Origin of the sequence: Luteolibacter sp. SL250 (assembly GCF_026625605.1) — a bacterium.
Taxonomy (GTDB): domain Bacteria; phylum Verrucomicrobiota; class Verrucomicrobiia; order Verrucomicrobiales; family Akkermansiaceae; genus Luteolibacter.
Window position 1 is genome coordinate 4190804 of the sequence record NZ_CP113054.1, and the last position, 25516, is coordinate 4216319.

Annotated in this window: 17 protein-coding genes; 10 read left to right on the top strand and 7 right to left on the bottom strand. The window is 64.6% G+C overall.

The window, feature by feature from the left end; genetic code table 11:
- Positions 1-133: 133 nt before the first annotated feature.
- Complete coding sequence (locus tag OVA24_RS18125; RefSeq protein WP_267671529.1) at positions 134-3790, bottom strand: beta strand repeat-containing protein; 3657 nt, start codon at positions 3788-3790, stop codon at positions 134-136.
- Between the two features lie 306 nt (positions 3791-4096).
- On the opposite strand from OVA24_RS18125, the gene OVA24_RS18130 reads away from it, so the two are divergent.
- From OVA24_RS18130 to OVA24_RS18155, 6 genes are all read left to right on the top strand, one after another.
- Positions 4097-5011: a DUF6607 family protein gene (locus OVA24_RS18130; protein WP_267671530.1), complete on the top strand. Its 915-nt coding sequence runs from the start codon at positions 4097-4099 to the stop codon at positions 5009-5011.
- Positions 5012-5205: 194 nt separating this feature from the next.
- Positions 5206-5997: a hypothetical protein gene (locus tag OVA24_RS18135; protein ID WP_267671531.1), complete on the top strand. Its 792-nt coding sequence runs from the start codon at positions 5206-5208 to the stop codon at positions 5995-5997.
- A gap of 95 nt (positions 5998-6092) precedes the next feature.
- Complete coding sequence (locus tag OVA24_RS18140; protein WP_267671532.1) at positions 6093-7181, top strand: hypothetical protein; 1089 nt, start codon at positions 6093-6095, stop codon at positions 7179-7181.
- 27 nt (positions 7182-7208) lie between these two features.
- Positions 7209-9692 (top strand): TonB-dependent hemoglobin/transferrin/lactoferrin family receptor, encoded by a 2484-nt coding sequence (locus OVA24_RS18145; protein ID WP_267671533.1) that lies wholly within the window; start codon positions 7209-7211, stop codon positions 9690-9692.
- A 199-nt stretch (positions 9693-9891) separates the two neighbouring features.
- A complete protein-coding gene (locus OVA24_RS18150) occupies positions 9892-11166 on the top strand; it encodes a DUF1552 domain-containing protein (protein WP_267671534.1) in 1275 nt (424 codons plus the stop codon).
- 14 nt (positions 11167-11180) lie between these two features.
- Complete coding sequence (locus OVA24_RS18155; RefSeq protein WP_267671535.1) at positions 11181-13808, top strand: DUF1588 domain-containing protein; 2628 nt, start codon at positions 11181-11183, stop codon at positions 13806-13808.
- Positions 13809-14089: 281 nt separating this feature from the next.
- Here the strand turns inward: OVA24_RS18155 and OVA24_RS18160 are convergent, their stop codons facing one another.
- The 5 genes from OVA24_RS18160 to OVA24_RS18180 form a co-directional block, all read right to left on the bottom strand.
- Positions 14090-14566, bottom strand: coding sequence for a hypothetical protein (locus OVA24_RS18160; RefSeq protein ID WP_267671536.1), 477 nt, complete (start codon positions 14564-14566; stop codon positions 14090-14092).
- A gap of 24 nt (positions 14567-14590) precedes the next feature.
- Positions 14591-15403 (bottom strand): hypothetical protein, encoded by an 813-nt coding sequence (locus OVA24_RS18165; RefSeq protein ID WP_267671537.1) that lies wholly within the window; start codon positions 15401-15403, stop codon positions 14591-14593.
- 185 nt (positions 15404-15588) lie between these two features.
- Positions 15589-16335, bottom strand: coding sequence for a GDSL-type esterase/lipase family protein (locus OVA24_RS18170; RefSeq protein WP_267671538.1), 747 nt, complete (start codon positions 16333-16335; stop codon positions 15589-15591).
- Positions 16332-18191, bottom strand: a complete 1860-nt coding sequence (locus OVA24_RS18175) for a c-type cytochrome domain-containing protein (RefSeq protein WP_267671539.1) — start codon at positions 18189-18191, stop codon at positions 16332-16334. Before OVA24_RS18175 ends, OVA24_RS18170 begins: the two co-directional genes overlap by 4 nt.
- Positions 18192-18247: 56 nt before the next feature.
- A complete protein-coding gene (locus OVA24_RS18180) occupies positions 18248-18493 on the bottom strand; it encodes a hypothetical protein (protein ID WP_267671540.1) in 246 nt (81 codons plus the stop codon).
- A gap of 133 nt (positions 18494-18626) precedes the next feature.
- On the opposite strand from OVA24_RS18180, the gene OVA24_RS18185 reads away from it, so the two are divergent.
- The 4 genes from OVA24_RS18185 (at position 18627) to OVA24_RS18200 (ending at position 21760) form a co-directional block, all read left to right on the top strand.
- On the top strand, positions 18627-18959 hold the full coding sequence (locus OVA24_RS18185) for a hypothetical protein (RefSeq protein WP_267671541.1): 333 nt from the start codon (positions 18627-18629) through the stop codon (positions 18957-18959).
- A 115-nt stretch (positions 18960-19074) separates the two neighbouring features.
- On the top strand, positions 19075-20118 hold the full coding sequence (locus OVA24_RS18190) for a Gfo/Idh/MocA family protein (protein ID WP_267671542.1): 1044 nt from the start codon (positions 19075-19077) through the stop codon (positions 20116-20118).
- 466 nt (positions 20119-20584) lie between these two features.
- Positions 20585-20767 carry a DUF4177 domain-containing protein gene (locus OVA24_RS18195; RefSeq protein ID WP_267671543.1) on the top strand — a complete coding sequence of 61 codons (183 nt, stop codon included), beginning with the start codon at positions 20585-20587 and terminating at the stop codon, positions 20765-20767.
- A gap of 111 nt (positions 20768-20878) precedes the next feature.
- Complete coding sequence (locus tag OVA24_RS18200; RefSeq protein WP_267671544.1) at positions 20879-21760, top strand: sugar phosphate isomerase/epimerase family protein; 882 nt, start codon at positions 20879-20881, stop codon at positions 21758-21760.
- An 86-nt stretch (positions 21761-21846) separates the two neighbouring features.
- On the opposite strand, the gene OVA24_RS18205 is transcribed toward OVA24_RS18200, so the two are convergent.
- Positions 21847-25479, bottom strand: coding sequence for a hypothetical protein (locus tag OVA24_RS18205; protein ID WP_267671545.1), 3633 nt, complete (start codon positions 25477-25479; stop codon positions 21847-21849).
- Positions 25480-25516: the final 37 nt, after the last annotated feature.

Sequence of the window (25516 nt, forward strand, 5' to 3'; positions counted from 1 at the left end):
TTCAGAAAAATGGAGGGAGAAGTTCCCTTTGATCCACCATCCGTTCCGACAATCCCCGGCGCTTGGCAACCGCATAGTGGAGGACGGTATGGAAAAGCAGCAAAAGATGCCGCGATTCAGAACATTCCGCCGGTCACGCGCTTCGCCTGCGGCGGATGAGGAGACCCGTGGCGCCGAGCGCGGCAAGGAGCGCGGAAGCAGGCTCCGGGACGATGTCAAAGCGGGTGACGTAGCCGTTCTCCAGTCCCGCGCCGAAGTCGGCGGCCTGCTGGACGACGCTGACATTCACCGTGAAGCCATCGGCCCCCAGATAGTTGTAGGTCGCATTCTGGATGGCTGCGGTGAAGTCGTTCGCGGCATAGAACGCGCCGAGGATGACGTCCCCGGCATTCAGCGTCATGGAGGTGAAGTCCACGGTGATGATGTTGGAGGCGCTGAGAGCGGTCACGAACGGCGTGGCGGATGTGATGTGCAGGACATCGTTGCCGCTGGCGGTGGGAGCCCCGTAGGTGGGGTCCAGTGCGGTCATTTCAAAGAGGAAGGACAGGCCCTCGCTGGCATTCACCGCACCGACGGTGAGGACGCCGGGGCTGGCTCCGGGAGCGATGGTTCCACTGCCGCTCACCGTGCCGGAGATGAAGCCGGTGCCGGAAAGGGTGGTGCTGGAGGAAAGCCGGACGCCGCCGGTGCCCGTGCCTGAACCGCTGGTGTTGCTGACGGACAGGCCGCCCTCCAGCACCCAGGTGTCACCGGTGTAGGTGTTCGCTCCGGTCACCTGCAGGTTGCCCGCGCCTTTCTTCACCAGCCCGCCGCCGGTGCTGCTGAGCACACCGCTGAGGCGGCCGTCGATGTCACCGGCGACCGTGCCCGCCCTGACATCCACCACGCGCGAAAGCGTGGAGAAAGCGATGTCGTTGGTGAGGGTGACGGTGGAGTTGGAATGGGCGGAGCCGAGGATCAGGTCGTCCGCGACAAAGCTGCCGCTGCCCCAGTTGATGGCATTCCCCGGGTTGGCCGTGGTGAGGGAGACGGTGCGGTTCCCGCCAAAGGCGCTGAAGCCGGCGCTGCCGACCATTTCCACGTCGCCGCGGGTGGTGCCCAGGTCACGGGTGAGGTCCGCCTGCAGTTCGAGGACGGCACCGCTGGAAAGCCGGATGACATCGTTGCCGACAGCGCCAGCGGTGCTGTCGTTGGTGTGGTTCAAGCTGGTGGCGCCGACACGGACGGTGCCGCCGATGAACTGGTAGGCACCGGTGCTGTTGGCGGCGGCGGTCACATCAATGAGGCCGCCTCCACCGTTCACCAGGAACAGGGTGCCGGTACCCATTTTCGCACCCAGCGTCAGCGTGCCGGTGCCGAAGTGGTTGATGATGGTGGTGCCGCCGCTGGAGCCGAACACGCCGGAGCCATTGACCGCGTAGTCCCCGCTGCCGACGAACAGCGCGCCGTTGGACGTAACGAAGTTCGACGCGCCCATCTCAAACGAGCCGCCGCCGCCGGTGTCGATCCGCGCGACGTTGACGGAGGTGTTGCCCGTGAGGGTGTGGCTGCCGGTGTGGGCGTAGTTCGTGCTGCCGCTGCCGCCCGTGGCCGGAAGCGCGGTGGTGGCGCCCAGCGCGATGACTTCGTTCGTCGTGCCGTTCTTGCTGGCGTAGTCCACGCCGCTGGCGGTGTTGTCGGTGCGGACGAACAAGTGCTGTCCGGAGCTGAAAAGGCCGTTGGTGGCGGTGGTGGCGGAAGTGACCAGACGACCGCCGGACGACAGGTCGAAGAGAATGGCGCTGCCGCTGTTGCGGGTGAAGGTACCCATGGTCAGCGTGGTGGAGTCGCCCCCATTCCTGTTCACCACCACGGTGGCCAGACCGGAGTTCGTGGCCGAGACCAGGTTCCCGAGGGTGGTGCCGCTGGCGTTGCCTGCACCGGCACGCCCGCGGATCTCCAGCGTGCCGCCTGTCATGGTGACGTTGCTGGCCACCCCCCACACGGTGTCGTTGGTGGCGTGGTCCAGGATCAGGCGGCCGTTGTTGATGTTGAGTGCGCCTGCGGTACCGGAGGCGGCCGCTCCCACGGTGTTCGCCCCGCTGAGCACCCAGGTAGATGCGCCGGTCTTGTTCACGGTGGTGGTGGAACCGCTGCCATCGTTCCCGCGCAGGATGTCCGCGCTGATGGTGTTCTCCCCGGTGTTGAATCCGGTCAGAGTGAGGGCTTTCCCGATGTTGTTGTTGGACGCCGTCATGGTGTCCCCGCTGAGGGTCAGCGTGCCGATGCCGTTCGCGGTGATGGTCGTGGTGTTCGCGGACGAGCTCGTCGCGTAGGTGAAGGACCGGCTGATGTCCGTGTCACCCGTGCCGACATAGCGGAAATTCGTGCTGCCCGCGCTGGAAAGGACGATGGCGCTGGTACCCGCCCCCACGCTGGCCGCGGAGGTGAACTCCATGGTGCCACGGGACAAGGTCATGGTGCCGGTGAAGGTGTTGTTCCCGCTCACCCTCCACACCGCGACGTCCCCGGTGTCCGCACCGATGGCGAGGTGCCGTTGAACACCGCCCGGAGCGTTGCCCACATCATAGGAGAAGATGTTGACGGAACTGTTGTTGGTGCCGCCCAGCCGCAGGGTGGCCGGTCCGGTATTGGTGGAGGTGAAGGTGCCGCCGGTGAAATCCAGCGCCGCGGTGCCGGTGCCGTTGTTCCGCAGCGTCACGGTGGTGCTGCCGGAAATGGCCCGGTTCGTGGTCTGGCTGCCGGTGCCCGTCACGTTCAGGACGCCGGTGCCGTTGAGGGTGATGGTGTCGCCCGCGCCGATGCCGGACGCCTCCCCCGATCTCGCGATGGAAACGGTGTTGATGGTACCGCCGGTGGTCGAAACCGCACCGGTGAAGGTGTTCGCCGCGTTGTTCAGGGTCACGGTACCGCTGCCGCTCACGCTGATCCCGCCGATACCCTCCACCAAGCCGTTGAAAGTGGAAGTGCCGGTGGTGTTCGAATAGCCGCCGTCCAGATTGACCCTGCCGGACGAGCCGAACGTGACGGCCCCGGCATGGTTTTTCGTCAGGCTCTGCGTCCCCGCCGCGGTGGAAAGCACGTCGCCGTTGATAAAGATGGTGGTGGCGGCGTTGAAGTTGCCACCGCCCGCGGCGATGGTGCTGTTCCCGGAAAGCTGGAGGGTGACATCCTCACCGAAGGTCAGGCTGGAGTCGGACCGGTCCTGCGGGGTGATGGCACCCGCCAGAGTGATGATCCGTTCCACGCCCACCGTGTCACTGTTGATGGTGATGGCGGTCGTCCCCTGCGGCAGGGCACCGCTGATGACCCGCCCCCCGCCGGTTCCCGGACCGCCCACCTCGAAGGTCGGCAAGGTGGCGCCATAGTAGCCAGAGCCGTGGGCATTGATGGCGATGGTCGACAACGTGGTGCCACTCAGGGTCGCGGTGGCGGTCGCGCCCGCACCCGCGCCGGTGGTGGCGACCGTCACCGTCGGGGTGGAGGTGTATCCGGAGCCAGGGGTGGTGGTTCCCAGCGCCACGGTGTTGGTGTTCACCGCGGTGTCAAAGTTCAGCGCGCCGACCGTGATGTCCCCGGACAGGACCAGGTTGTGGTCGCCCACGGTGTTGATGGTGGTGAAGTTCCCGTTGATGGTTCCGCTGGTCCAGTTGGCACTGGAGGCGATGTCCGTTGAGCCCGTCCCGGTGGTGACACCGGTGCCGTTCCACTGCGCCATCACCAGGGGCGCACCTCCGAATGCGAATGCCAGGAAAGAGAGAAAGGCAACCGAGGGGAATTTGGGTTTCACGGAGCATAATGCGCCCAGATTTCATGCCGGAATCAAGTGGATTTCGTGGACCCCCCGGCGGAAATTTTCCACTCGGCCGATGACCGGAAATCAACCGGTTCCGACCATCCCAAAGAAGGAGGTAAATCCCCCCGGGCAGGCGGCTTGGACCCACCTTAGCCTGACACCATCACCCGGCGAACGACGGCGCCATTTTCCACCTCCGTGCATCAGGATTCCCCCTACCCGGACAATGACATTCCCCCGCTAAATTGAAGCAACCACCCGCTAGCAGCCACCGCCGCCCCCCGGCAACCTCCGGGCAGCATGAAATTGACCTCACTCCTGTTGCTCGCGGGCACGCTGCTCGCCGCCGGCGCACCGCCTGAAGAAGACCGCCGCGCCATCCTCGCCATGGCGGGCCAGTTCGATGTTTCCTTTGAATTCATCGAGACCGTCGCCATCGCCCCGGACTACAAGCCACTCAGCATCCCCTACCACGAAGATGCCTTTGAAACCGTCGTGGTAGCGGAAGACACGCCCAACCGCATCGCCCTCCAGCACCTGCTCGTCGTGGAGGCGGGACCCCGCAAGCAGGTCATCAAGCACTGGACGCAGGTCTGGACCTGGGAGGACACCCACATCCTGGACTACTCCGGCAGCGAGGACGCTCCGAAGTGGACCCGCAAGGTGGTCTCCAAGGAGGAAGCCGCGGGCAAATGGTCCCAGCTCGTCACCAGCATCGACGACACGCCGCGGTACGAATCGCTCGGAAAATGGACCCACCGCTTCGGCGAGTCCTCCTGGACCAGCGGGCCGACGCGCCGCCCGCTGCCCCGCCGGGAATACACCAAGCGGAAGGACTACGACTACCTCCTCGGCACCAACCGCCACACCATCACCGCCAACGGCTGGGTCCACACCCAGGACAACCGCAAGGTGGTGGACCGCGGGGGCAAACAGGTCGTCCTCTCCTACGAGACCGGCCTCAACCAGTATGTGAAAACCGACAGCCCGCTGTCACAGGAAGCCATCGCCTGGTGGGAAAAGAGCAGCCCGTTCTGGAACAACGTCCGCGCCTTCTGGCTGGATGCCGTCCAGAAGGAAGGCCCGCAGTTTTCCTACAGCAGCGAGCAGGGTGGTGTGCCGCTGGCCGCCAAGTTCAAGGAACTGGAAAAGTCCTCCCCGGACGCGGCGAAGATCTCCGAGAGCCTGACGCCCTATATCTCCCTTCCCCGGTAATCAGGATTGTCCATCCCCCGGGTCATCCACCGGGGTGACTTCACGCCGCCGGAAGGTCAACTGACCGCTACTTTAGAGCAACCCACCGGGAGCAGGGAGGAAGTTTACCGTCCACCATCCCTCCCACAACGCGCCGACGGCCGGCCGATTCCCGGCCTGACGCGCGGACATCCCACCGAATCAGAAAGAATACCATGACCCTGACTTCCCCAGTTACCCGCCCGGTCCTCGGAGCATTCGTTGCAACGATCCTGGCCACCGCCACTTCACAAGCGATCACGACCTTGGTCGGCGCCGGTGTCACGGGTGATCCATTCCTGACCTCTCCGGGTGCCGCCGGAACTTCGACCTGGAATGACCTCAATGCCAGCGCGCTGCCCGGCTATGGCGGCTTCCCCGGCTTCGGCGCCTGGCCATCGCCCATCTCCTCCCAAGGGGCGGGAGACAACTCCGCCTCCCTCACGAAGGTGAGCGGCGCGGCGTATCCCGCCAGCGGCTCGATCTATTTCGGCGGGACGCTCCTCACACCCAACACCAACGGAGCGCAGCTCAGTGTGAACGACAGCACACCGGTCAGCGGCCTGACCACCATCGTTTTCCAGATCCAGTTCGGAGAAGCGATGGGGTACGACTTTTACAACAACGTCGAGCCGGTGCTGAGCTTCACCGCGGGAGCGCAGGGCGGAACCAGCGTGGCCGCCACCTACAGCGGGGTGATCAGCAGATTCGACAACGGAACCTTCGATCCCGGCACCGGTCCGGAGCCACTCTACACCAACACCTACGGATTCCAGTGGGATCTGAGCGGGATCACCGAGCCGATCACCGGCTTCAACATCACCTTCAACGGAGTCCAGCACTCCAGCCTCTATGGAATGAAGCTGGAACAATTCGACCAGAACCCCGGCGGCAGCCTCATCCCGGAGCCATCCTTCGCCCTGCTCGGCGGTCTGGGCGGATTGCTGCTGCTGCGCCGCAAGAAATGAGTGGATAACCCGCCGGACCTTCCGGTGATGGCCGGTCCGCCACACGGCGGGCCGCCATCCTCCCCGTCCCGCCACACGCAACGATCCCGAGAACCTTGAAACTCCTGTCCATCTTCGCGGCGGCGATGCTGACGCTGCCCGCCGCGGGCCAGTCGCTGCTGGTCACGCCTACCCTCCAAGGCACGACCGAAAATGCGGTGTGGTCCCTTCTTTCCGGGACCAACACCGTCGCGGTTCCCGGGACGAATCCGGTGCAATACGAATGCTCCCCGGATGACTTCACCGACGCCTCCGTGGTCTTCCGCGTCCATTCACCCGGTTACGGCGCGACCTCCGGGCTCTACAGTTGGGGCGGAGCCTACGAGACGACCACCACCAAGACGGCCAGCAGCTTCGCGATCAAGCAGGCCGTCTTCCAGCTCGATCTCCTCTGGGATCCCGCCAACCCCTATCCCGGAACCAACATCCCCCGCCTGAGCTACAACGGAGGAACCCAGAATCTCGCGCCGCTGCCGGTCATCCTCGGAGGGAGCCGCATCGAGGAAAACACCGTGCCCGGCGGGGAAGCCGGAACCGATCCGTTCACCTACCGCGGGGTCATGTGGCAATGGGATCTGTCCCAGATCGGAGTGGACATCACGTCCGTGGCCATCACCACGCCCTACGCCAACCACACCTCCGTCTCCGGCGCGCGCGTGGACGTCGCCTCGCAGTTCCGGGATCTGGCGGCCCCGGCCTCCACGCCGCTCCAGACCTGGCGTGACCGGTATTTCCAGACCGCGGACAACAGCGGGGATGCAGCGGACGACGCGGACCCGGACGGCGATGGCATCGCCAACCTGGTGGAGTATGCGCTGGGCACCCGCCCGGACTCCGCGGACGCGGATCACGGAGCGTCCCGTCTCCCCGCCCTCTCCACCGCGGGCCCACGGCCATCCATTTCCTTCAGGCTCCCCACCACACTTCCCGCGGAACTGACTTATCAGGTCCGCTCAAGCGGGAATCTGGCGGACTGGAAGGTCATCGCCAGCAAGACGGGATCCTCACCGTGGATCTGGAGCGGAGACGGGCCGGACGGCATCTCCTCCCAGGCCGTCACCGGCGGGGATCTCCTCACCATCCAGGATGAGGTGACGGTCAGCGGGAATGCCCGCCGCTTCATGCATCTGCGCATCTCCTACTGAGATCCGCGAACCCCTGGCCATCTGCCAATGAAATCCATCTTTCTCCTCCCCTTCATCGCCGCCGCTCCGCTCCACGCGCAGGTGGACGAGGCGGATGTCCCCGTGGAGGAGGAGATCTCCGGTGAAGCCACGGCGGCGGACGACAAGCCCGTCTCCGCCACCGAGGAAACGCTCGGGGAGATCGTGGTGTCCGCCGCGCGTGACCCTTTCCTGAACATCCGGGGAACGACCACACGCATCGACTCCCGCACCATGGCGGAGAACGGCGTCCAAGATCTGGGTTCGATGGTGAAATATGACCCGACGGTGGTCGTACCCTTCGACTCCACGACGGGAGACGGCTCCGTGGGTTATGCCTCGTCCGGTTCCGCGTCCTTCAACATCCGGGGGATCGAGGGCAACCGGGTGGGTATCGAGGTGGATGGCATCCGCCAGCCGCCGGAATACATCTCGACCTCGTTCGACGCCGGACAGGAGAGCGGAGCCGGTGGCATGGGGAGGGACTATTTCGATCCGTCGATGTTCCAACTGGTGGAGATCCTCAAGGGCGGGGCCGGCGCGCAGTATGGCTCCGACTCCATGGGGGGGGTGATCTCGATGAAGACGCTCGATCCCCGGGATCTCTACGCGGACAAGACCTGGGGTGGACTGGCCCGCACCCAGTTTTTCTCGCGCAACGAGGGCCTGGCCTGGCAGCTCGGCGGGGGTGGCCGCGCGGGTGGACTGGACTACCTCCTTCTCTACGCGGGCCGCGAGTCCAACGAGACGGCCAACAACGGCAGCATCCCCCCGGATCCGATGTCCATCGACAGCTCCGCGTGGCTGGCGAAGGTCGGCTACGATGCCGGGGACCATGTGTTCCAGTTCACCTTCGAACACTACGAACGGAATCTCCACGCCGACATGCGGAGCGCCATCGATCCCGCCGGGGGCATCTTCACCATCTTCCGCGAGGGCATCGACAACTGGCAGGATGTGGAACGCAGCCGCCTGAGCCTGAAATGGCTCTACCAACCCATCGGGGGTTGGGTGGACAAGGTGGAGACGCAGGCCTACTGGCAGAGCGCCACCAGCGGCAGCCGGAACGTCAGCACGAACCCGACGGTCCGCGCCGTGGATCTGGGCGGCCCTTTGGCCCCCTACCTGCCTGCCATCCCCGCCCCATGGCGCACCTGGCTCCTCGCCAATAATCCGGACCTGATGGTGCAAGGGCGCAACCGCACCCAGGAGATCGAGTTCGAAACCGAGCTTTATGGCATCACGTCGTTCGCCCACAAGACGGTGGAATTCGACGACCAGGAGCATCATTTCCTCTTCGGCATCGATGCCTCGATGGAAAAGTCATCGAACAGGTTCGACCGGACGGAGACACAGGGCCAGGTGGTCCGGGATCTGACCGATCCACTGAACCCGATCATCACCTCCATCGTCACCACGACGGACACCGACCGCATTTCCTTCGCCCCTTCGGAGACCACCCGTGTGGGACTGGTATTCCAGGATGATGTGAAGCTGGGAACCCTGTGGGAGTTCTCCCCCGGACTGCGTCTGGACTACCACCAGATCGACACGAACCTGACGCAACAGTTCCTCGACCGTTTGCAGGACGCCCTGGGCGGTGCCGCGACCGCACCGCAGGCGAGCGACGGGTATGACAATTTCACCCTCTCGCCGCGGTTCGACGTGGGCTTCCTGCCGACGGAGAACTCGCGCGTCTATGCGGGCTACGCGCTGGGCACCAGGAATCCGACCGCGGAGGAACTGACCATGGTTTTCGACCACCCCGCCACGGGAGCCAGTACCCAGACCACCATCCCCAACCCCGGCCTGAAGGAGGAAACGAGCCACGCCTTCAAGCTGGGCTACAAGGCGGAGGATGACCGCGGGCGTGTGGGGCTGGAGCTGTTCTACACCCGCTACCAGGATTTCATCGAGAACAACCAGGTGCTGGAAGTCCGGCCGGGTGGCGAAGTCATCACCACCACGCTGAACCAGGGTGAGGCTGAGATCTACGGCGTCGAGGCCAGCGGCGAATGGGACGCGGGATCCTGGAAACCCGCGCTGACGGGGGTCTCGCTGGGTCTCAGCGCGGGCTACACCATCGGCCGGAACCTGACGAAGGATGAGCCGGTGAACACCGTGGAGCCGTGGAAGGCCATCGGCTTCATCGGCTACGCGGATCCGGACGGAAAATACGGCGCGCGCATGATCGGCACCTACACCGGAGCCGTCACACGCACGGATGACACGACCATGAATGGCAAGATGTTCCGCCCGGACTCCTGGTTCACGCTCGACCTGCTGGCATGGTGGAAGCCGGTCCGCGGCCTGACCCTCAACGCGGGGGTCAACAACATCTTCGACGAGCAGTACTGGAACTGGTCCACCGTCCGCCGTGGCGGGGGGCATCTGGGCCTCGCGGGGGTCGGTGGTGGCCACACTTCGGCGGTCGATGACCGGACCACGGCACCGGGCCGGAATTTCTTTCTCTCCGCCACCTGGCAGTTCTGAAGGCCGGAGCCACGCTGGGACCGCGGGATTCATCCCGCTTGGCTTCGCATGCCGGCTGGATTCTCCGGGGCGGGATAAATCCCGCGGTCCCGGTTGCGGGCCTGCCCTTTTTGGCAGACCTTTGCGGAAGAGTGTCCACAGTTGACGGATTTCCGGAAAACTCGGCGTCATCGGTCACGTATCCCTGTTGCCCGCCACCATGCAGCCCACCTTTTCCAGACGCCGGTTCCTCCGCAGCGCCACCGCGCTGATCGCCCTGCCCGCCCTCGAAGCGTTTGGCGGAACACGCGCCGCCGCGGCCACCACCGCCGCCACCGCGAAGCGTGCGAAGAATTTCATCGCCATCGGTTCGTACCTCGGCTGGCACCAGCCCGCGTTCTTCCCGAAGACCGCCGGACGTGACTATACGATGCCCGCCAGCCTCACCCCGCTGGAAAAGCACCGGGACCAAATCACCATTTTTTCCGGCTTGGACCACCGCGCGCCCAACGGCCACAAGGCGTGGTCGAACTTCCTGTGCGGGAACGCCCCCGGATCCTACTCGCTGGACCAGCAGATCGCGGATGCGGTCGGCGGCAAGACCCGCTTCGCCTCCGTGGAGCTGGCCACCGGCATGGGCGAGGGCGCGAAGTCCATGAGCTACACGAAGCAGGGCATCGGCCTGCCCGCCACCGTGCGACCCAGCGTGCTCTACCGCCAGCTTTTCGCCTCGAAGGCGAGCCGCGAGCGCACCGAATACCTGCTCAAGAGCGGCCAGAGCTCCATCGACAGCGTGCTGGACGACGCGAAGCGCCTGCAGGCGAACCTGCCGCAGCGGGACAAGGACAAGCTGGAGGAGTTCTTCGACTCCTTCCGCAGCGTGGAGAACAAGATGGGCCGCCAGCTCGCCGCGCTGGACCAGCCCGCGCCGGACCCCGGCTACAAGCTGCCGAGCTACGACCCCATCACGCCGAACCTCCAGATGGAGGCGGGCACCATCATGTATGACCTCATGACGCTGGCGCTGGACACCGGTTCCACGCACGTGATGTCCCTCTTCCTGGATGGCCTCGGCCAGGTCTTCGCCATCGACGGCGCCGTGCTGAAGGCCGGTTACCACGCGCTTTCCCACCATGGCAATGATCCGGAAATGATCCGCGACCTCATCGCCATCGAGCGCGCGCACATGGCGTGCTTCTCCGGATTCCTGACCCAGCTTTCGGAAAAGAAGAACCCGGAAGGCAAGTCGCTGCTGGATGACACCGTCATCCTGCTGGGCACCGGCATGGGCGACGCCAGCCGCCACAGCAACGCGAACCTGCCCACCCTGGTGGCGGGCGGCGGCTTCGGCCACGGCCAGCACATCGCCATCGACAGCAAGGCGAAGGACGCCCCGCTGCTGGGCGACCTCTACATCACCATCAAACAACGCCTCGGCGTGGAGTCCGGCAACTTCTCCAACGCATCGAGGAACATGAACCAGCTCTTTTCATGATGCACCGGGCTGGAATGGGTGGCCGCCTCCTCCTGGTGGGGGCGGCGGGTTTCGCGGTGTCATCCGTCCATGCGGCGGAGGCGGGGAAGACCACGTCCATCCCGGATGACGTGGTGGCCGTGCTGGAGAGCCGCTGCGTGAAATGCCACAACGAGGAGGAGGCCAAGGGCGGCATCAACCTCGACGGGCTGGACATCGACTGGAGCAAGGCAAAGGCGGGCAAGGACTGGGAAAAGGTGTTCAACGTCCTGGCGCACCAGCAGATGCCTCCGCTGGACAAGGAACAGCCGACGGCGGAGGAGAAGAAGACCCTGCTTTCCTTCCTGGATGGCGAGCTGAAACAGCACACCCCGTTCGGCGGCACGCTGCCGCGCCGCCTGAACCGCCTGGAATACCGGAACTCCATCCGGACCACCTTCCAGATGCACGACTTCGACCTGCCCGCCGGGTTCCCGCGCGACACGCGCGACCACGGCTTTGACACGGTGGCGGAGGCGCTGGTCCTTTCCCCTCCCCTGCTGGAGTCCTATCATGAAGTCGCCCGCCAGATCGCGGATGAACTTTTCCCGCCGCCGAAGCCGAAGCCGCCGGTGACGAAGCGCAAGGCGGGCATCCAGGACCTGGTGCTGAGCTTTTCCGCGGCGTCCCTGCACGGTGACGCGCTGCGCCTGGCCTCCCGCAGCCCCGACATGATGCGGAGCTGCACCTGGCCGAGCAAGATCGAGATCAAGGACTCCGGCATCTACCGCATCACCGTGTCCACCTCCGCCTTCAAACCGAAGGGCAAGGACCCGATGATCCTGGAGGTGCGTGCCCGCGACCTGTCCGCCAGCGACCGCCTGCGGATCACGAATTTCCGCCTGCTGCAGGAAATCTCCGTCACCAGCGAAACACCGGAGACCGTCACCTTCGAGGCGGAGCTTCACGAAGGCCAGACACCCGCCTTCCGCTGGCTGAACGCGGAGCTGGACCATGAGCCGGAAGGCTTCACCGCGCTGCTGGAGGAACGGTTCAAGGAACAACGCTTTCTCGCCGCATGGCAGGAGATGCTTTTCCCGGGGAACCCGCGGAAGCGCGTCTCCATCACCCCGCTGCGCGGCCGCAACGGCTGGGACATCTTTCTCCGCGCCTACAACAACCCGGACCTGAACCTGGCCGACGCCACCCCGGACAACCGCTACACGCAAGCCGCGCTGAAGATGGCGGAGGAGTCCGGCACCTCCCGCGCGCTGGCGGACACGCTGGCCTACCACTACCATGACAACGGCCCGTCGCTGCAGATCCACGGCGTGGAGATCGAGGGGCCGTTCAAGACCGTGGACGGCCCGCAGGACATCCGCCGCCGGGAGTGGCGGGAGTGGAGCTTCAGCAACCGCCGGAACGGGGAAAGCGACGTCGCCTTCGCCGACCGCGGGCTGCGTCTTTTCCTGCCGCGCCTGTTCCGCCGTCCCGTGGGCGACGACGTCCGCAACGAATACCTGGAAATCGCGAAAAACCACTGGGCGCAGGGCCACACCTTCGACGAGGGCATGCACCTCATGCTGCGCGCCGCGCTCGTCTCCCCGCGCTTCATCTACCGCGAGATCAACCCCGGCGAGATGGACCAGCACGACCTGGCCAGCCGCGTGGCCTACTTCCTCACCCGCAACGCGCCGACGGCAAACATCGTCATCCAGGCGCGCGCCGGAAAGCTGTCCGACCCGGCCGTCTACCGTGAGGCCGTCACCAACCTGATGCCCCGCTCCCCGGGTTCCCCGATGATCCGGGACTTCACCGAGCAGTGGCTGGATACCCGCCTGCTGCCGGAGATCATGCCGGACGAAAAATTCGGCTTCTCCACCGATGAGGTGGAGCTGGCCAAGGCGGAGGTGGAGCACTTTTTCTTCACCATCCTCAATGAGAACCGCCCGCTGCGCGACTTCATCGATCCGGATTTCATCACCACCTCCAAGCGGTTCGCGATGGAGAACTACGACTACACGGTGAAGGGCGAGAAGCGGGTGAACCCTGCCAGCGCCTACATCACGGAACAGCGCAAGATCGAGCACCTGCCCGTCCCGCGCGGCGGGGTACGCGGCGGCCTGCTGGGACAGTCCGCCGTCATGATGGCCACCGCCAACGGCGTGGACACCCAGCCGGTGCTGCGCGGCGTATGGGTGCTGGAAAAGATCCTGGGCGTCCCCCTTCCTCCGGTCCCCAGCAATGTCCCCGCGCTGACCCCGGACACCCAGGGCGCGAAGACCCCGCGCGACCTGCTGGGCGCCCATACGAAATCCGCCGACTGCCGGGGCTGCCACAACCAGATCGACCCCATCGGCTTCGTGCTGGAGAATTTCGACCCCGTCGGCGGATGGCGCGAGGACTGGCCCGGCATCAACGTGAAGATCGACCCGTCGGGCGTCCTGCCGGATGGCACCCCCATCGCCGGCTACACCGACCTGAAACAGTGGATCTCCGGCAACATCAACCTCTTCGCCGAGTGCCTTTCGGAAAAGCTCATGATCTACGCCACCGGCAGGATCCCCAGCTACGCGGAGAAGCAGGAGTTGAAAGGCATCGTCGCAAAGGTGGAGCAGGACAAAGGCGGCTTCCGCGACCTGTTCCTGGCGCTGATGGAGAGCAGGACGTTCCGGACGAGGTGAGGGAGGAGCGTGGATTTCACTCCGCCGAGGGCCTATCATAGCGAGAAGGCGGTCCGAATGATCATCCCCGGGGAAAACCCATAACCCTAAGATCAATCAGTCGAACCGCCTGTGTCTCGCGACATCTTCAGAATAGCAAGAGGCGTGCCAGGTGGGATGGAGATGAGGGTTTGCGGGCAGTAAGGAGGGAGGACACTCCTGTCCTCCGGCGGCATTGGCGAATGAAGAACAAGGTGGATCTATTCGGAAATGCCTTTGCTATCAGTTCCGGTTGCAGTCGATTAAGGAGGGAGGACACTCCTGTCCTCCGGCGGCATTGGCGGATGAAGAACAAGGTAGACCCATCCGGAAATGCTTTTGCTATCGGTTCCGGTTGCAGTCGGAGGACAGGAGCGTCCTCCCTCCTTACTGGTCACAAAAAGCACCGCCGAGACCAGCAGCAGAATAACGGTCAGCCACGCGCCGAACTGGATGACAACCATGCTTTCGCCCAGACTGGCTAACAGACTTTCCAAATTGGGAAGGTTACTCCACTTTCTACTGCTGCTGACCACGACGAAGATCGACCAGATGCCACAAAGCAGGCCTGTAGCTCCCTGGACGCCGCACAACAGAAGGAATGCCCGGCGCCAGCGATGATCCAGCGCCCGGAAATGGATCACCCCGGCGAACGCGAGGATCGTCAGGAAAAGCAGCAGGAGGACATGGCCGGAGGTTCCCATTTCCTTGTAGAGGTCCAGCAGGGTCGGCTCTGGCATATCGGTGGGTGCGGACGGATGTTGTTACCACGAATGGACCTTGAGGACATCCACCCAGCTTTTTCCGGAGATGGCGGGATGGGTGGCATTGATGACCACGATGGCTTTGAAAATGACCAGACAAGAAGTGATGAGAATCAGCATGGTCAGTCCGAAGACCACATAGGCCAGCCTCAGCCGGAAACGGGGGTGCAGGCGGCAGGATATCACGGCGGCCACGATCAGCCAAAAGGGAATGAACCATCCCGCGATATGCCCGGTCAGCAACCAATGCAGCACCGTGACCGGACCCTCGGTTTCATAGACGCCCGGACTGGCAGGATGGAAAGCGACCGCCTTGGAGTGGGCACGGATGTTGAGCAGCCCTTCTCCGGAAAAGCAGAGGAAAACCATCGCCACGGACGCCGTCCAGATGATGCCCACCGTTCCGGGTCGGCGATGCCGGATCGGCAGATACAGGATCACCATCCCGGCCACCAGCAGCACCGTGGTAAGTGCGGAAATGGCCAACGGAAACAGAAGCTCCTCCAGTCCCATCAGGATTGTCCGGAAAGGCTGCCCCCCGGCGACACCCGGTTCGAAGGAAACGGTCTGGCGGTATCCCGCGCCGAACTCCGTGATGCCGAGAAGCAGCGGCACCGGAGAAAGGGCAAGGCAGCACCACGTCCACCGCTCATCCAGATCACGGAAAAAGGCCAGTGCCTGCAGGACCATCACCACCACACCAACGGCAACCGGCACGGCTCCACCGGGAATGCCTGCGATGGTCATGTGATGGAGGTCCGGCATATCCGTGTGTCCGGCATGCTGGAGCGGATGGTCCGCATCGTCCAGCATGGAAGGATGGGATCCGAATAAGGAGGGAGGACATTGCGGCTACGCCGCTATGTCCGATTCGCTCCCACTCCTGTCCTCCGGCGGCATTGGCGGATGAGATGACAGGTTGATCTATCCGGAAATGCTTTTGCTATGAGTTCCGGTTGCAGCCGGAGGACAGGAGTGTCCTCCCTCCTTACGGCTCCTTACTTCAGCACCGGAGCCAACACTTTGGCCCAGGCTTCGTAGCCTTTCGGGCCGAGGTGGGTGCCGTCCTCGGTGTAGAGGTCGGGGATGCTTTTCCCATCCGCGCCGCGGAAGGTCGGCGTGAGGTCGAGCCACCGGACCTTGCCCACGGCCAGCTTCTGGATCAGCGGGTTCACGGCCTGCACACGCTTGTCGAAGACCTCCGCCTTCAGCGGCAGCACGGACTGGAGGATGATGGTGGAGTCCGGGGTCTTCGCCTGGATCTGCTTGATGACTTCTTCCACGCCCTTGGCGATCTCCACGTCGGTGCCGTTGTTCTGGAAGATGTTGTTCACGCCGATCATCAGGACGACGGTCTTCGGCTTGAGGCCGTCCAGCTCCCCCTGGCCGATGCGCCACAGGGTCTGGCGGGTGGTGTCTCCGCCGATGCCGAAGTTGGCGGCTTTCAGCGGTTCGAACTCGGCGGCCCAGGTTTCCTTGCCCGCGCCGCTCCAGCCCGCGGTGATGGAGTCACCGAGGAAGAGGATGTCGATGCCGCCCTTGTCGCGCTTTTTGAGCATGCCTTGGTGGGTCTGCTGCCATGCCTGCGGCACCTTCGGCCAGAAGCCCCACCCGGGTTCCCACGGTTTTCCTACCGGAGCCGGACCGGCGGTCATGTCCGGCGCAACGGCGGGTTCCTGAGCGAAACTCAGAGCGGCAAGAGAGAGGCCGAGCACTCCCGGCAGCAGGTGGCGGAGGGTTTTCATTGAGCCGGGGCGGGCGCTGGAGCCGGGGCAGGTGCTGGAGCCGGGGCGGGCGCTGGAGCCGGGGCGGGCGCTGGTGCCGGGGCGGGCGCTGGTGCCGGGGCGGGCGCTGGTGCCGGGGCGGGCGCTGGTGCCGGGGCGGGCGCTGGTGCCGGGGCGGGCGCTGGTGCCGGGGCGGGCGCTGGTGCCGGGGCGGGCGCTGGTGCCGGGGCGGGCGCTGGTGCCGGGGCGGGCGCTGGTGCCGGGGCGGGCGCTGGTGCCGGGGCGGGCGCTGGTGCCGGGACAGGTGTTGACTCTCCGATGCCCGTGTAGATGTCACAGTTCGGCAGTTTCGCCTTCAGCGCGGTGATGGTTTCCGGAGAGACGCCGGTCTGCCAAAGGTAGAGGCTCTTCAGATTCGGCAGCGCGGCCAGCTTCATTACGCCCTCGTTGGTCACCTTGGTGCCCCAGAGGTTGAGGGACTCCAAGGCCTGGAGCTTCACAAGCGTATCGAATGCGGCGTCCGTGATGTCGGTTTCCGCAAGGCGGATCTTCTTCAGGTTCGGAGCGGCGGAGAGCTTCGCCACGGAGGCGTCCGTCACCTTGGTGGCGGAGAGCTCGACTTCCACGAGGTTCGGGAAAATGGGCTCCAGCTTGGCGAAACCAGCGTCGTCCAGGCTCCCCCGGAGGGACACGGCGGAGAAGGTGATGTTCGAGGACTGCTGGGACTCGAAGGTGACCGCGCCGGGATACTCTTTCTGGAGCTGGATGACGGTGCCTTTCAGGTCATCCGTCGGACCGGCGGCCTTCTTGGCGGCGACTTCCTCCATGACGGCGGCGTGGTTGGATGGCAGCTTGGCCAGCGCTTCTTTCACCGGAGCTGGGATCTCACCCATCTCGCCAAGGGTCTTTTTCGGGTCCGCGCCGCTGTCGAGCCACCACTTGATGAGGACGACCTCATGCGGTTCCGGCTCCGGCTTGCCATCCGGCGGCATGTGCTCGTCCTCGTCGAGCGGCAGGGACATGCGGACGATGATGTTGCTCTTTTCCGCGGAGCCAGGCTCGATGGACGGACCTTCCTTGCCGCCCTTGATGAGCATCTCGTAGTTGTCCATCCGCAGCTTGCCCTTCGCCTTCTCCTCTTTGTGGCACTGGTTGCAGCGGTTCTCGAAGATCGGCGCGATGATGTCGTCATAGACGACCTTCTGCTGCGGAGAGACGGCCTTCTCCGGCGTACCACCCTCTCCGGTGCCCTTCTTCTTGCGCTCCGGCAGGCCAAGCAGCTTGCGGATGGGGTCCGGGGCGAAGGAGGTGAGGTAGTCAGAGCCGTGGGTGATGGAGGCACCGTCATGGCTGGCGAAGCTCATGATGCCCATGTTCGCGAAAAACAGCAGGCGGTAGAACGCCTGGTTCGCCACGGAGGCGATGGTCCATGCCTTCACGATGAGGACCAGCACGGAGGCCACGGCGAAGGCCAGGCCGCCCCACAGGTGGCGCTCCGCCAGCTCATTCCCCTCATAGCCGCCGCCATGATAGAGCAGGAATCCGGCGATGACCGCGATGATGCAGGTCACCGCGCCGAAGAACATCGGGAAAAGCGGCGTCTCACGGCGTTCGCCGCGCTTTCTCAGGAAGATGGCGCCCGCTTCCTGCAGGGCGATGAGCGAGAACACGCCGATGGGCAGGTGCAACATCACCGGGTGGAAGTGGCCGATGAAGCGCACGATGTCCGGCATCTTGTCCCCATCCGGAGGACCGGCGAGAAATGGCATCGCGACAAGACCGCCGATGGAGGCCAGCCCGAGCAGGGTCAATGCCCACGGGCGTTTCTTCTGGGCGGGGGCGGGTTCGGCGGCGGATTCTTGGATGGGTTCGTCCATGGGGATGCGATCTTACGGTCGGGAGGCCGTGGATCTTCCATGGACGGGGAGCAAAATCAAACATCGACTGTCATGTCCTTCGACTGCGGCCGGTCCGCCTTTTTCCCGCCCGCGGCTTTCGCTTTTCCCAGGAAGGGCAGGAAACGGCGGACGTCATAACCCAGCGCGGAGGTGGCCTTCAGGAAGATGGCCAGCGCGACCGCCTCATCCAGGAACGGCAGCGGATCCGGGATGAACGGCCCGGCCAGGAAGGCGTAGAAGCCGGAAACAAGCACGACGATCCAGAGGACGAACCTTTTCATGACCGGGTATGATAGCACGGTTTCCCCCGCGCCACATTACAACTTCAGCCGCGGTTTCCATCCCGGCAGGAAGAGTCTTGCGCGTGCCGGAGCGGCTGGAGAAGCTCCACGGCATCCCGTTTCCCCACAACCCATGAATCCATTCATCCTCCACACCCTCCACGTCGCCAGCGCGCTGGCCCTCTTCGGTTCCCTCGGCGCGATCTTCCTCGGCGGAACGGGGAAAAAGGGCGCGAGCGCGCTCCATGGCATCTCCCTGGTCCTCATCCTGCTGATCGGCTTCGCGATCCTGAAGAAGCCGCCGGAGGGGCAGTATTGGTGGTTGGTGAAGCTGGGCATCTGGCTGTTCATCGGCGCGGCACCGGCCCTGGTGAAGCGGAACATCCTGCCCGCGTGGATGGGCTTCGCCTTCAGCCTGGCCGCCGCCGGATACGCCGCATGGCTGGGCTACACCAAGCCGTTCTGACGCGCGCCGGGGACCCACCCGAATGGACTCTTGCAAAAACCCGCCGGTCCGTCCGATTCTCCATCCGTCACGTAATACCTTCCCTGCAGCCCAAACCCCACTCCCATCCTCTTCCATGAAATTCGGAATCATCGGCGCCGGCATGATCGGCCACTTCCATGCCAAGGCCATCACCGCCATGACCGGCGGCACGCTCCACTCCGTCTTCGACCTCCGCGCGGAGGGCGCGCAGAAGCTCGCCACGGAATATGGCGCGAAGGCCTACTCGAACATCGATGAGTTCCTTTCCGACCCGGAACTGGAGATCGTGACCATCGGCACGCCGTCCGGCGCGCACCTGGACCCGGCGCTGGCTTCGCTCAACGCGGGCAAGCACGTCATCTGCGAGAAGCCGCTGGAGGTGACCGTGGAACGCGTGGACGAGCTGATGGCAGCCGCCGCGGCGAACAACCGCACGCTGGCCGCCGTCCTCAACCGCCGTTTCCACCCCGGCATGGACGCTTTCAAGAAAGCCGCCGACGAAGGCCGCTTCGGCAAGTTGACCAGCGCCTCCGCCTACGTGAAATGGTGGCGGGAGCAGTCCTACTATGACTCCGCCGCATGGCGCGGCACCTGGGCGCTGGACGGTGGCGGCGCGCTGATGAACCAGTCCATCCACACCGTGGACTCCCTGATCTATCTGGCCGGCCCCATCAAGTCCGTGCAGGCGAACGCCGCCCTGCTGGCCCACACCGACATCGAGGTGGAGGACATCATCGTCGCCATCGTCGAGTTCGAGAACGGCGCGCGCGGCGTGATCGAGGCGTCCACGTGCACCTGGTCGAAGGACGGGCACCCGGCCCGCGTCCAGCTTTCCGGCACGGACGGCTCCGTGTTCCTGGCCGATGAATCCTTCGAAATCTGGGACTTCCGCGACGAAAGGCCGGAGGACGCCGAGGTGCGCTCGAAGTACATGAAGGGCCTGGGCATCGGCGTGGGCGCGAACGATCCGTCCGCCATCAGCTACTACCAGCACCAGCGCAACTTCGAGGAAGTGGTCAACGCCATCCGCGAAGGCCGCGAGCCGACCGTCTCCGCCAGCGAGGCGCGCAAGCCCGTCGCCGTCATCCGCGCCATCTATGAGAGCGCCCAGAACGACGGCAAGAAGGTCTATCTCTGATCTTCCTTCCCCATCATTCCTGAACCTGGAGGCCGGCGACGAAAGTCCCGGCCTTCTATTTTGGGGAACGGGCGCGCCGGACAGGGCAACAAGGCAGGCTCCGGGCAATAAAAAGCCGCAGCCGGTGGCCTCGCAGGACTGTCTTCCCCCCGGATAACAGCCCCGCTGCCAGCACACCGGCTGCGGTTCTTATGGGAAGACAATGGCACGGCTCACCGGGGGATGCAAACCGGAGATGTTCCGTGATCGCGTAATACCCCGATGGCCGGTTTCGTGACATGGTCCCACCCGTCAGCCACGAAGGCCTCCCCCCGACCGGAGTGGTGACAGATTTCCCCCCAAAAAAGTGATCGGCAGGTGATTCCCCCCACGGCGTCATCTGCCGATTTGGTTTTCAACGGGATACGGGCTGGAGCAACGTCCCGCGGATCAGCAAGAAAAGGGCCCGTGGCAACGTATTCCTGACATGATCCGCTGGGAATATCGCACCGTGAAATTCGGCGGTGGCGGGATCTCCACCCCCTCCGACCTGCAGGACTATCTCAACCGCCTGGGAGACCAGTGCTGGGAAGTGACCGGCGTTCTCAAAACGGATGCCGACCACCACCTGAAGGAGTTCATCATCCTGATGAAGCGGCCGAAGGAGTGAGTGATCCTCCCGTGAACAACATTGCGTTTGAAGTTTTTCCCGGATCAGCCGATCAATGGGCCGTCTCCGCGCCAAACCCGCGGTTTCCAGAACCCAACGAACCCAGAAACCATGACTTTCCCCACCAACCGATTCACCGGCTTCGCGGACGAAGCCTCCCGCGACCTCGACAAGCAGATCCAGGCCACCAAGGACATCGGCTGGAGCAACATTTCCGCCCGCATGGTGGGCAACGCGAACATCCACGACCTGCCGGAAGACGAGTTCAACCGCGTGGCGGACCGCCTGGATGAAGCGGGCATCCACATCCCGGAGTTCGGCTCCCTGCTGGGGAGCTGGGGCAAGAAGATCTCCAGCGACTTCAACGTCACCATCGGTGAGATCGACCGCTGCATCCCGCGCATGAAGCGGCTGGGCACCGGCATCGTCCGCATCATGTCCTACGGCCAGGAGCCATGGGGCCAGGACCAGCAGGAGCGGGAGCGCATCCGCCGACTGCGGGAGATCGTCAAGCGGTTCGAGGGCGAAGGCCTCGTCGCCGCCCATGAGAACTGCATGAACTGGGGCGGCTTCTCCGCAAGCCACACCCTCCGGTTGCTGGACGAGATCCCGGACATGAAGCTGATCTTCGACACCGGCAACCCGATGTTCCAGAAGGACCGCTCGAAGGCGGAGCCGTATCCATGGCAGGACCCGCTGGAGTTCTGGAAAGCCGTGCGTGGCAATGTGGTCCACATCCACGTGAAGGACAGCATGAACCCGGTTTCCGATGACATCGAGCCGGAGTACACCATGCCCGGCGAGGGCAAGGCGAAGGTGCGCGAGATCATCGCCGACGCGCTCGCCAACGGCTACCAGGGCTACATCGCCATCGAGCCGCACGTCGCCACCGTCTTCCACGCCCCGGACCCGACGCTGGTGGACTGGCAGCAGTGCTACGACTCCTACGTCGAATACGGCCGCAAGATGCAGAAGCTGGTGGAAGCAATCTGAGCGGATCCGCTTTTCACATGACGGGGGACGGGGTGACATCCCCCGCTCCCCCTTTTTTGTCCGGAGCGGACATACGGACGCGGCCTTCAGATCTCGCCGTGCTTCAGCCAGCGGAACGAGATCATCCGGAAACGGCGGCCGAACTTCTGGTTCGTTTCATTCAGATCCTGCGGCAGCAACATGATGTCGTCCTTCGGATCGACATAGCCGGGTGTCCTCTGGACGATGGCCTCACACCAGGCGCGGGCGGTGACCTTGCCGAACTTGTCGAGGCTTTCGCCGTAGGCACGGACCTTGAAGGTGTCCGAGCGGACCGTCAGCGCCGGGCCGAGGAACTGGAGCAGGTCCCCCTGGGTGAGGAAACCGAGGGCGCCCCAGGCGGTGGTGTCCGGCTTGGAAGTCTGCTCCATGCTCGTCGCATCGCGGATGTGGTCCGGGTGTTCGAAGTCCGGCAGGGAGTTCTGGTTGTTGAGCGGCCATTGCTGCTCGAAGGCCTGGTTGAGGCCGGAGTCGTCGATGGCGGCCTGGAGCGCGCCCTTCTTGCCATACTCATCCATGGTGAGGCGGCGGTTGACGAAGTCCCCCATGCTGAGGAACGGGCCACGCTGCTCCACCTGCCTGACGATCTGTTCCGCCAGCCTGCGGATCTCCTCCTTGCTGAAGACACGCTGTCCGGCCCAGGCGTTGTTGCTGGAGGCATCCCCGCCGTTCCATGTCCCTTCCTTGGGATCAGGGAAGCGCGGGAAGGCGACCTTGTCGTTGTATTTCACGCCCAGGTTGGACAGCAGCAGGGACTCCCATGCCTCCACGCTGGTGGAGTTCACGTTGAACGCACCATCCACCACCAGGCGGGACGCCGCACGGTGGTAGTCGGTCAGATCCTCCTCGGTGATCTCCCCGGCCATCCGGTTGGGGAGGATGCGTCCGTTGGGCAGCGGGTTTTCAACCGGGTTGTCGAGAAATGCCTTTTTCTGCCTGGGGGTGCCGCTGGAAAGGAAATAGCTGTCCCACAGCGTGTGGTTCACCTCGAAGGCGAGGTCATAGATCAGGGTGTTCTCAAAGGCGGCGTTCTGGAGCAACCGCCGTGCGTGGAACGCCCAGTTGTCCTCGTTGGTGGTGGCGTTCTCACCGTTGGTGTTCGAGCGGCCGTCCGCCGTGGAGTAGCCGATGGAGTCCTGGTTCCAGCCGCCCTTGTCCCGGTGGATCGGCTGGGAACGGTCCGGCTCCGTGCGGTCCTGCGGCACCCGCGGGTCCACCAGGGAGTTCCCCACCGCATAGGTGGGGTGCCACACCATTTCCGAAAGGGCCGCGTGCTGGAAGGCACCCAGCGAGGCGATCTCCGTGCCTTTCCGCGGCACGTCGAAGAGGATGCGCTTCTGCGGGGCACGGACGGGCTGGTCGAACGGATCCCCCAGGAACTTTCCGTCCTGGGCGCGCGGGTTCATGTTGTTCCAGTCCACCTCGGTGTCGAAGAGGTCGCGGGTGTAGATTCCGAAGAAGTTCGGGGCGACATCCGTCACGTTGTCGAACGGACTGCGGAAGGAGTAGGACGCGCGGACGTTCCAGTTGCCGATGGGAGAGTCCTCCAGGTGGGCGGAGCCGGTGAGGCTGCCGGAGCCGATCATGTTCGACTCCGTCTCCTGGGACCAGCGGAAGCGGAAGCCATCCCGCGTGCGGCGGTCCGGGATGACGTTCACCGTGCCGGTGGCTCCGGACATGGCGGGGAATGGCACCGGATCGAGCGAGGTCCACTCCACCGGCATCTCATCCTCGTCCCCGTATTGGTAGGCGCAGGAGATGAAGCGCCCCATCGGGAAGTCCCTGAAGGTCGTCGTGTTGAAGGAGGAGGCGGACAGCGGCTTCCAGGACATGAAATAGTCATCCGCCTGGGTGTACATGTCAGCCTGGAGGCTCGTGGAGCTGGTGGGCGGCACCACCTCCCGCCAGTCGATGGGTGGCGCGGAGGTACGGTTGTGCTCCAGCTTGAGGGATGCGTCCGTGTTGTTCTTCAGCTCGAACAGCGGCTCCCCGTCCAGCGCGCGGCGGTCCTGGTAAAAGCTCCGCGTGGGGCTGGGCGAAACGGACGGGGACAGCAGGTTCTGGCCGAAGTTCGACTCGCTGTAGACCCGGTTCGCGGCAGGAGACCAGACGCCCGACTCCCCCGGCCCGAGGGTGGTGCCGCTCATTTTGAAATACATGGCTCCCCGGCTGGCTCCGCCGCCGCCCCAGTTCATCCGGTAGGTGCGCCTGATGCCGCCGGTGAGCGACAGCTCGACGGACTTGCTGCCATTGATGAACAGGAGGATCGCGGAATCCGGCACCCTCAGCTCGAAGTTGTAGGGGTTCCACAGCACCACCCGCGGGTAGTAGTGGACCCGCAGGCCGTAGGGGTTCCTCAGATCCGAGGGGACGATCTGGTAGAAACTGAGGTTATAGTAGAGCGATCCCTCCGCGAGGATGGGCATCAGCTTGCTCTGGGTCTGGGTCTTGAAGTCGGCGACCTTGTTGCTGTTGCCCACGTTCAGCTCCCCTTGGGCGGAGGCGGTGCTGAGCGTGTCCCCGGTCTCCGTGCCGGAGATGTAGTTCCCGGCCGGGGTGGTGTCCGCACGGGCGGCCCAGCGCCGGAGCAGGCCGAACTTCGGCGCGACGGGGGTGATCCGGGAACTCTGGCCCGGATCCCACGAATCATTGTCCACGCGGCTGTTCGCGGAGCCGACGATGCTGTCACGGTCATCCAGTCCTGGCAGCCCCGCCTTTCCGCGGTAGTCCGGGACATTCCCGTTGCTGGCGAGATAGGCGGTGAGATCACGCTTCCAGCCACCATCCCGCACGTTGACGGGCAGACCGGCGGACCAAACGGTATGTTCGTGGAAATTCCGGTCCTTCAGGTTGTTGTCGAACAGGGCGATCTGGCGGTCGCTCACCAGGCCGCCACGGGCTTCCGAAGGGATGTCATCCTTGCCGAAGGCCTGCCAGGAAGCATCCTGGGCCAGCATCATCGCCAGTTCCGGGGAGGAATCCTCGGAGGCGTCCCGTGTCGCCACGTTGGCCTTCGTCCCGAGATCCCCCACCCACCAGGCATACCTTCCCCCCTGCCCGTCGGTGCCCTTGAGCGACACCAGCGGCGCGCGGACGATCTCGGTTTCCTCGGCATCCGTGCCGATGGATTTCTCCCCGGCGAGGATGGCGGAGTTCTCATCATCGAGGGTCTCATCATCCTCATGGCGGATGGAGGCTTCATTGCCGCTGACCAGAAGGGCCAGCCGGTCGCCGCGGGGATTGCGATTTTCGCCCCGCAGGTCCATCAGCCCGCCCCTGTCCCCGTAGCGGCGGATCCAGGGCTCGCCGTTCTTCTGGTTCGTGCGCCAGACGCTCACCCAGTTGGGGTTGACGGGACGGCCTTTCCCCTGCGCGGTGATCCGCGCGTCACCGGACACCCGTTGGTCCGGCCCCAGGTGTTCCTGGATTTCACCGATGGCCATCATCAGCGCCATGCGCGCGTTCGCCTCCGCCTCCAGGCGGGCGTGGTCCCTGCCCGCCTTCCGGACAGTGATGGCGGACAGGCTCATCATCCCCATCGCGATCACCATCAGCAGCACCATGCACGTCATGGTGGCGACGAGGGAGAATCCCGGCCTGCCCCTGCGGGGGGCACGGCGGGACTTTCGTGGAGCCGCGGTCAGCGGTGCTCCGGTGGTTCTTCCTTTGTAGGCTGGCATGTCGGAAATCAGAAAAACGGGAACGGAAACAGTCTTG

Coding starts and splice junctions, on each gene's coding strand:
- OVA24_RS18130 (WP_267671530.1), top strand. CDS start 4,097: ATGAAATTGACCTCACTCCTGTTGCTCGCGGGCACGCTGCTCGCCGCC.
- OVA24_RS18135 (WP_267671531.1), top strand. CDS start 5,206: ATGACCCTGACTTCCCCAGTTACCCGCCCGGTCCTCGGAGCATTCGTT.
- OVA24_RS18145 (WP_267671533.1), top strand. CDS start 7,209: ATGAAATCCATCTTTCTCCTCCCCTTCATCGCCGCCGCTCCGCTCCAC.
- OVA24_RS18150 (WP_267671534.1), top strand. CDS start 9,892: ATGCAGCCCACCTTTTCCAGACGCCGGTTCCTCCGCAGCGCCACCGCG.
- OVA24_RS18155 (WP_267671535.1), top strand. CDS start 11,181: ATGGGTGGCCGCCTCCTCCTGGTGGGGGCGGCGGGTTTCGCGGTGTCA.
- OVA24_RS18160 (WP_267671536.1), bottom strand. CDS start 14,566: ATGCCAGAGCCGACCCTGCTGGACCTCTACAAGGAAATGGGAACCTCC.
- OVA24_RS18165 (WP_267671537.1), bottom strand. CDS start 15,403: ATGCTGGACGATGCGGACCATCCGCTCCAGCATGCCGGACACACGGAT.
- OVA24_RS18170 (WP_267671538.1), bottom strand. CDS start 16,335: ATGAAAACCCTCCGCCACCTGCTGCCGGGAGTGCTCGGCCTCTCTCTT.
- OVA24_RS18175 (WP_267671539.1), bottom strand. CDS start 18,191: ATGGACGAACCCATCCAAGAATCCGCCGCCGAACCCGCCCCCGCCCAG.
- OVA24_RS18180 (WP_267671540.1), bottom strand. CDS start 18,493: ATGAAAAGGTTCGTCCTCTGGATCGTCGTGCTTGTTTCCGGCTTCTAC.
- OVA24_RS18185 (WP_267671541.1), top strand. CDS start 18,627: ATGAATCCATTCATCCTCCACACCCTCCACGTCGCCAGCGCGCTGGCC.
- OVA24_RS18190 (WP_267671542.1), top strand. CDS start 19,075: ATGAAATTCGGAATCATCGGCGCCGGCATGATCGGCCACTTCCATGCC.
- OVA24_RS18195 (WP_267671543.1), top strand. CDS start 20,585: ATGATCCGCTGGGAATATCGCACCGTGAAATTCGGCGGTGGCGGGATC.
- OVA24_RS18200 (WP_267671544.1), top strand. CDS start 20,879: ATGACTTTCCCCACCAACCGATTCACCGGCTTCGCGGACGAAGCCTCC.
- OVA24_RS18205 (WP_267671545.1), bottom strand. CDS start 25,479: ATGCCAGCCTACAAAGGAAGAACCACCGGAGCACCGCTGACCGCGGCT.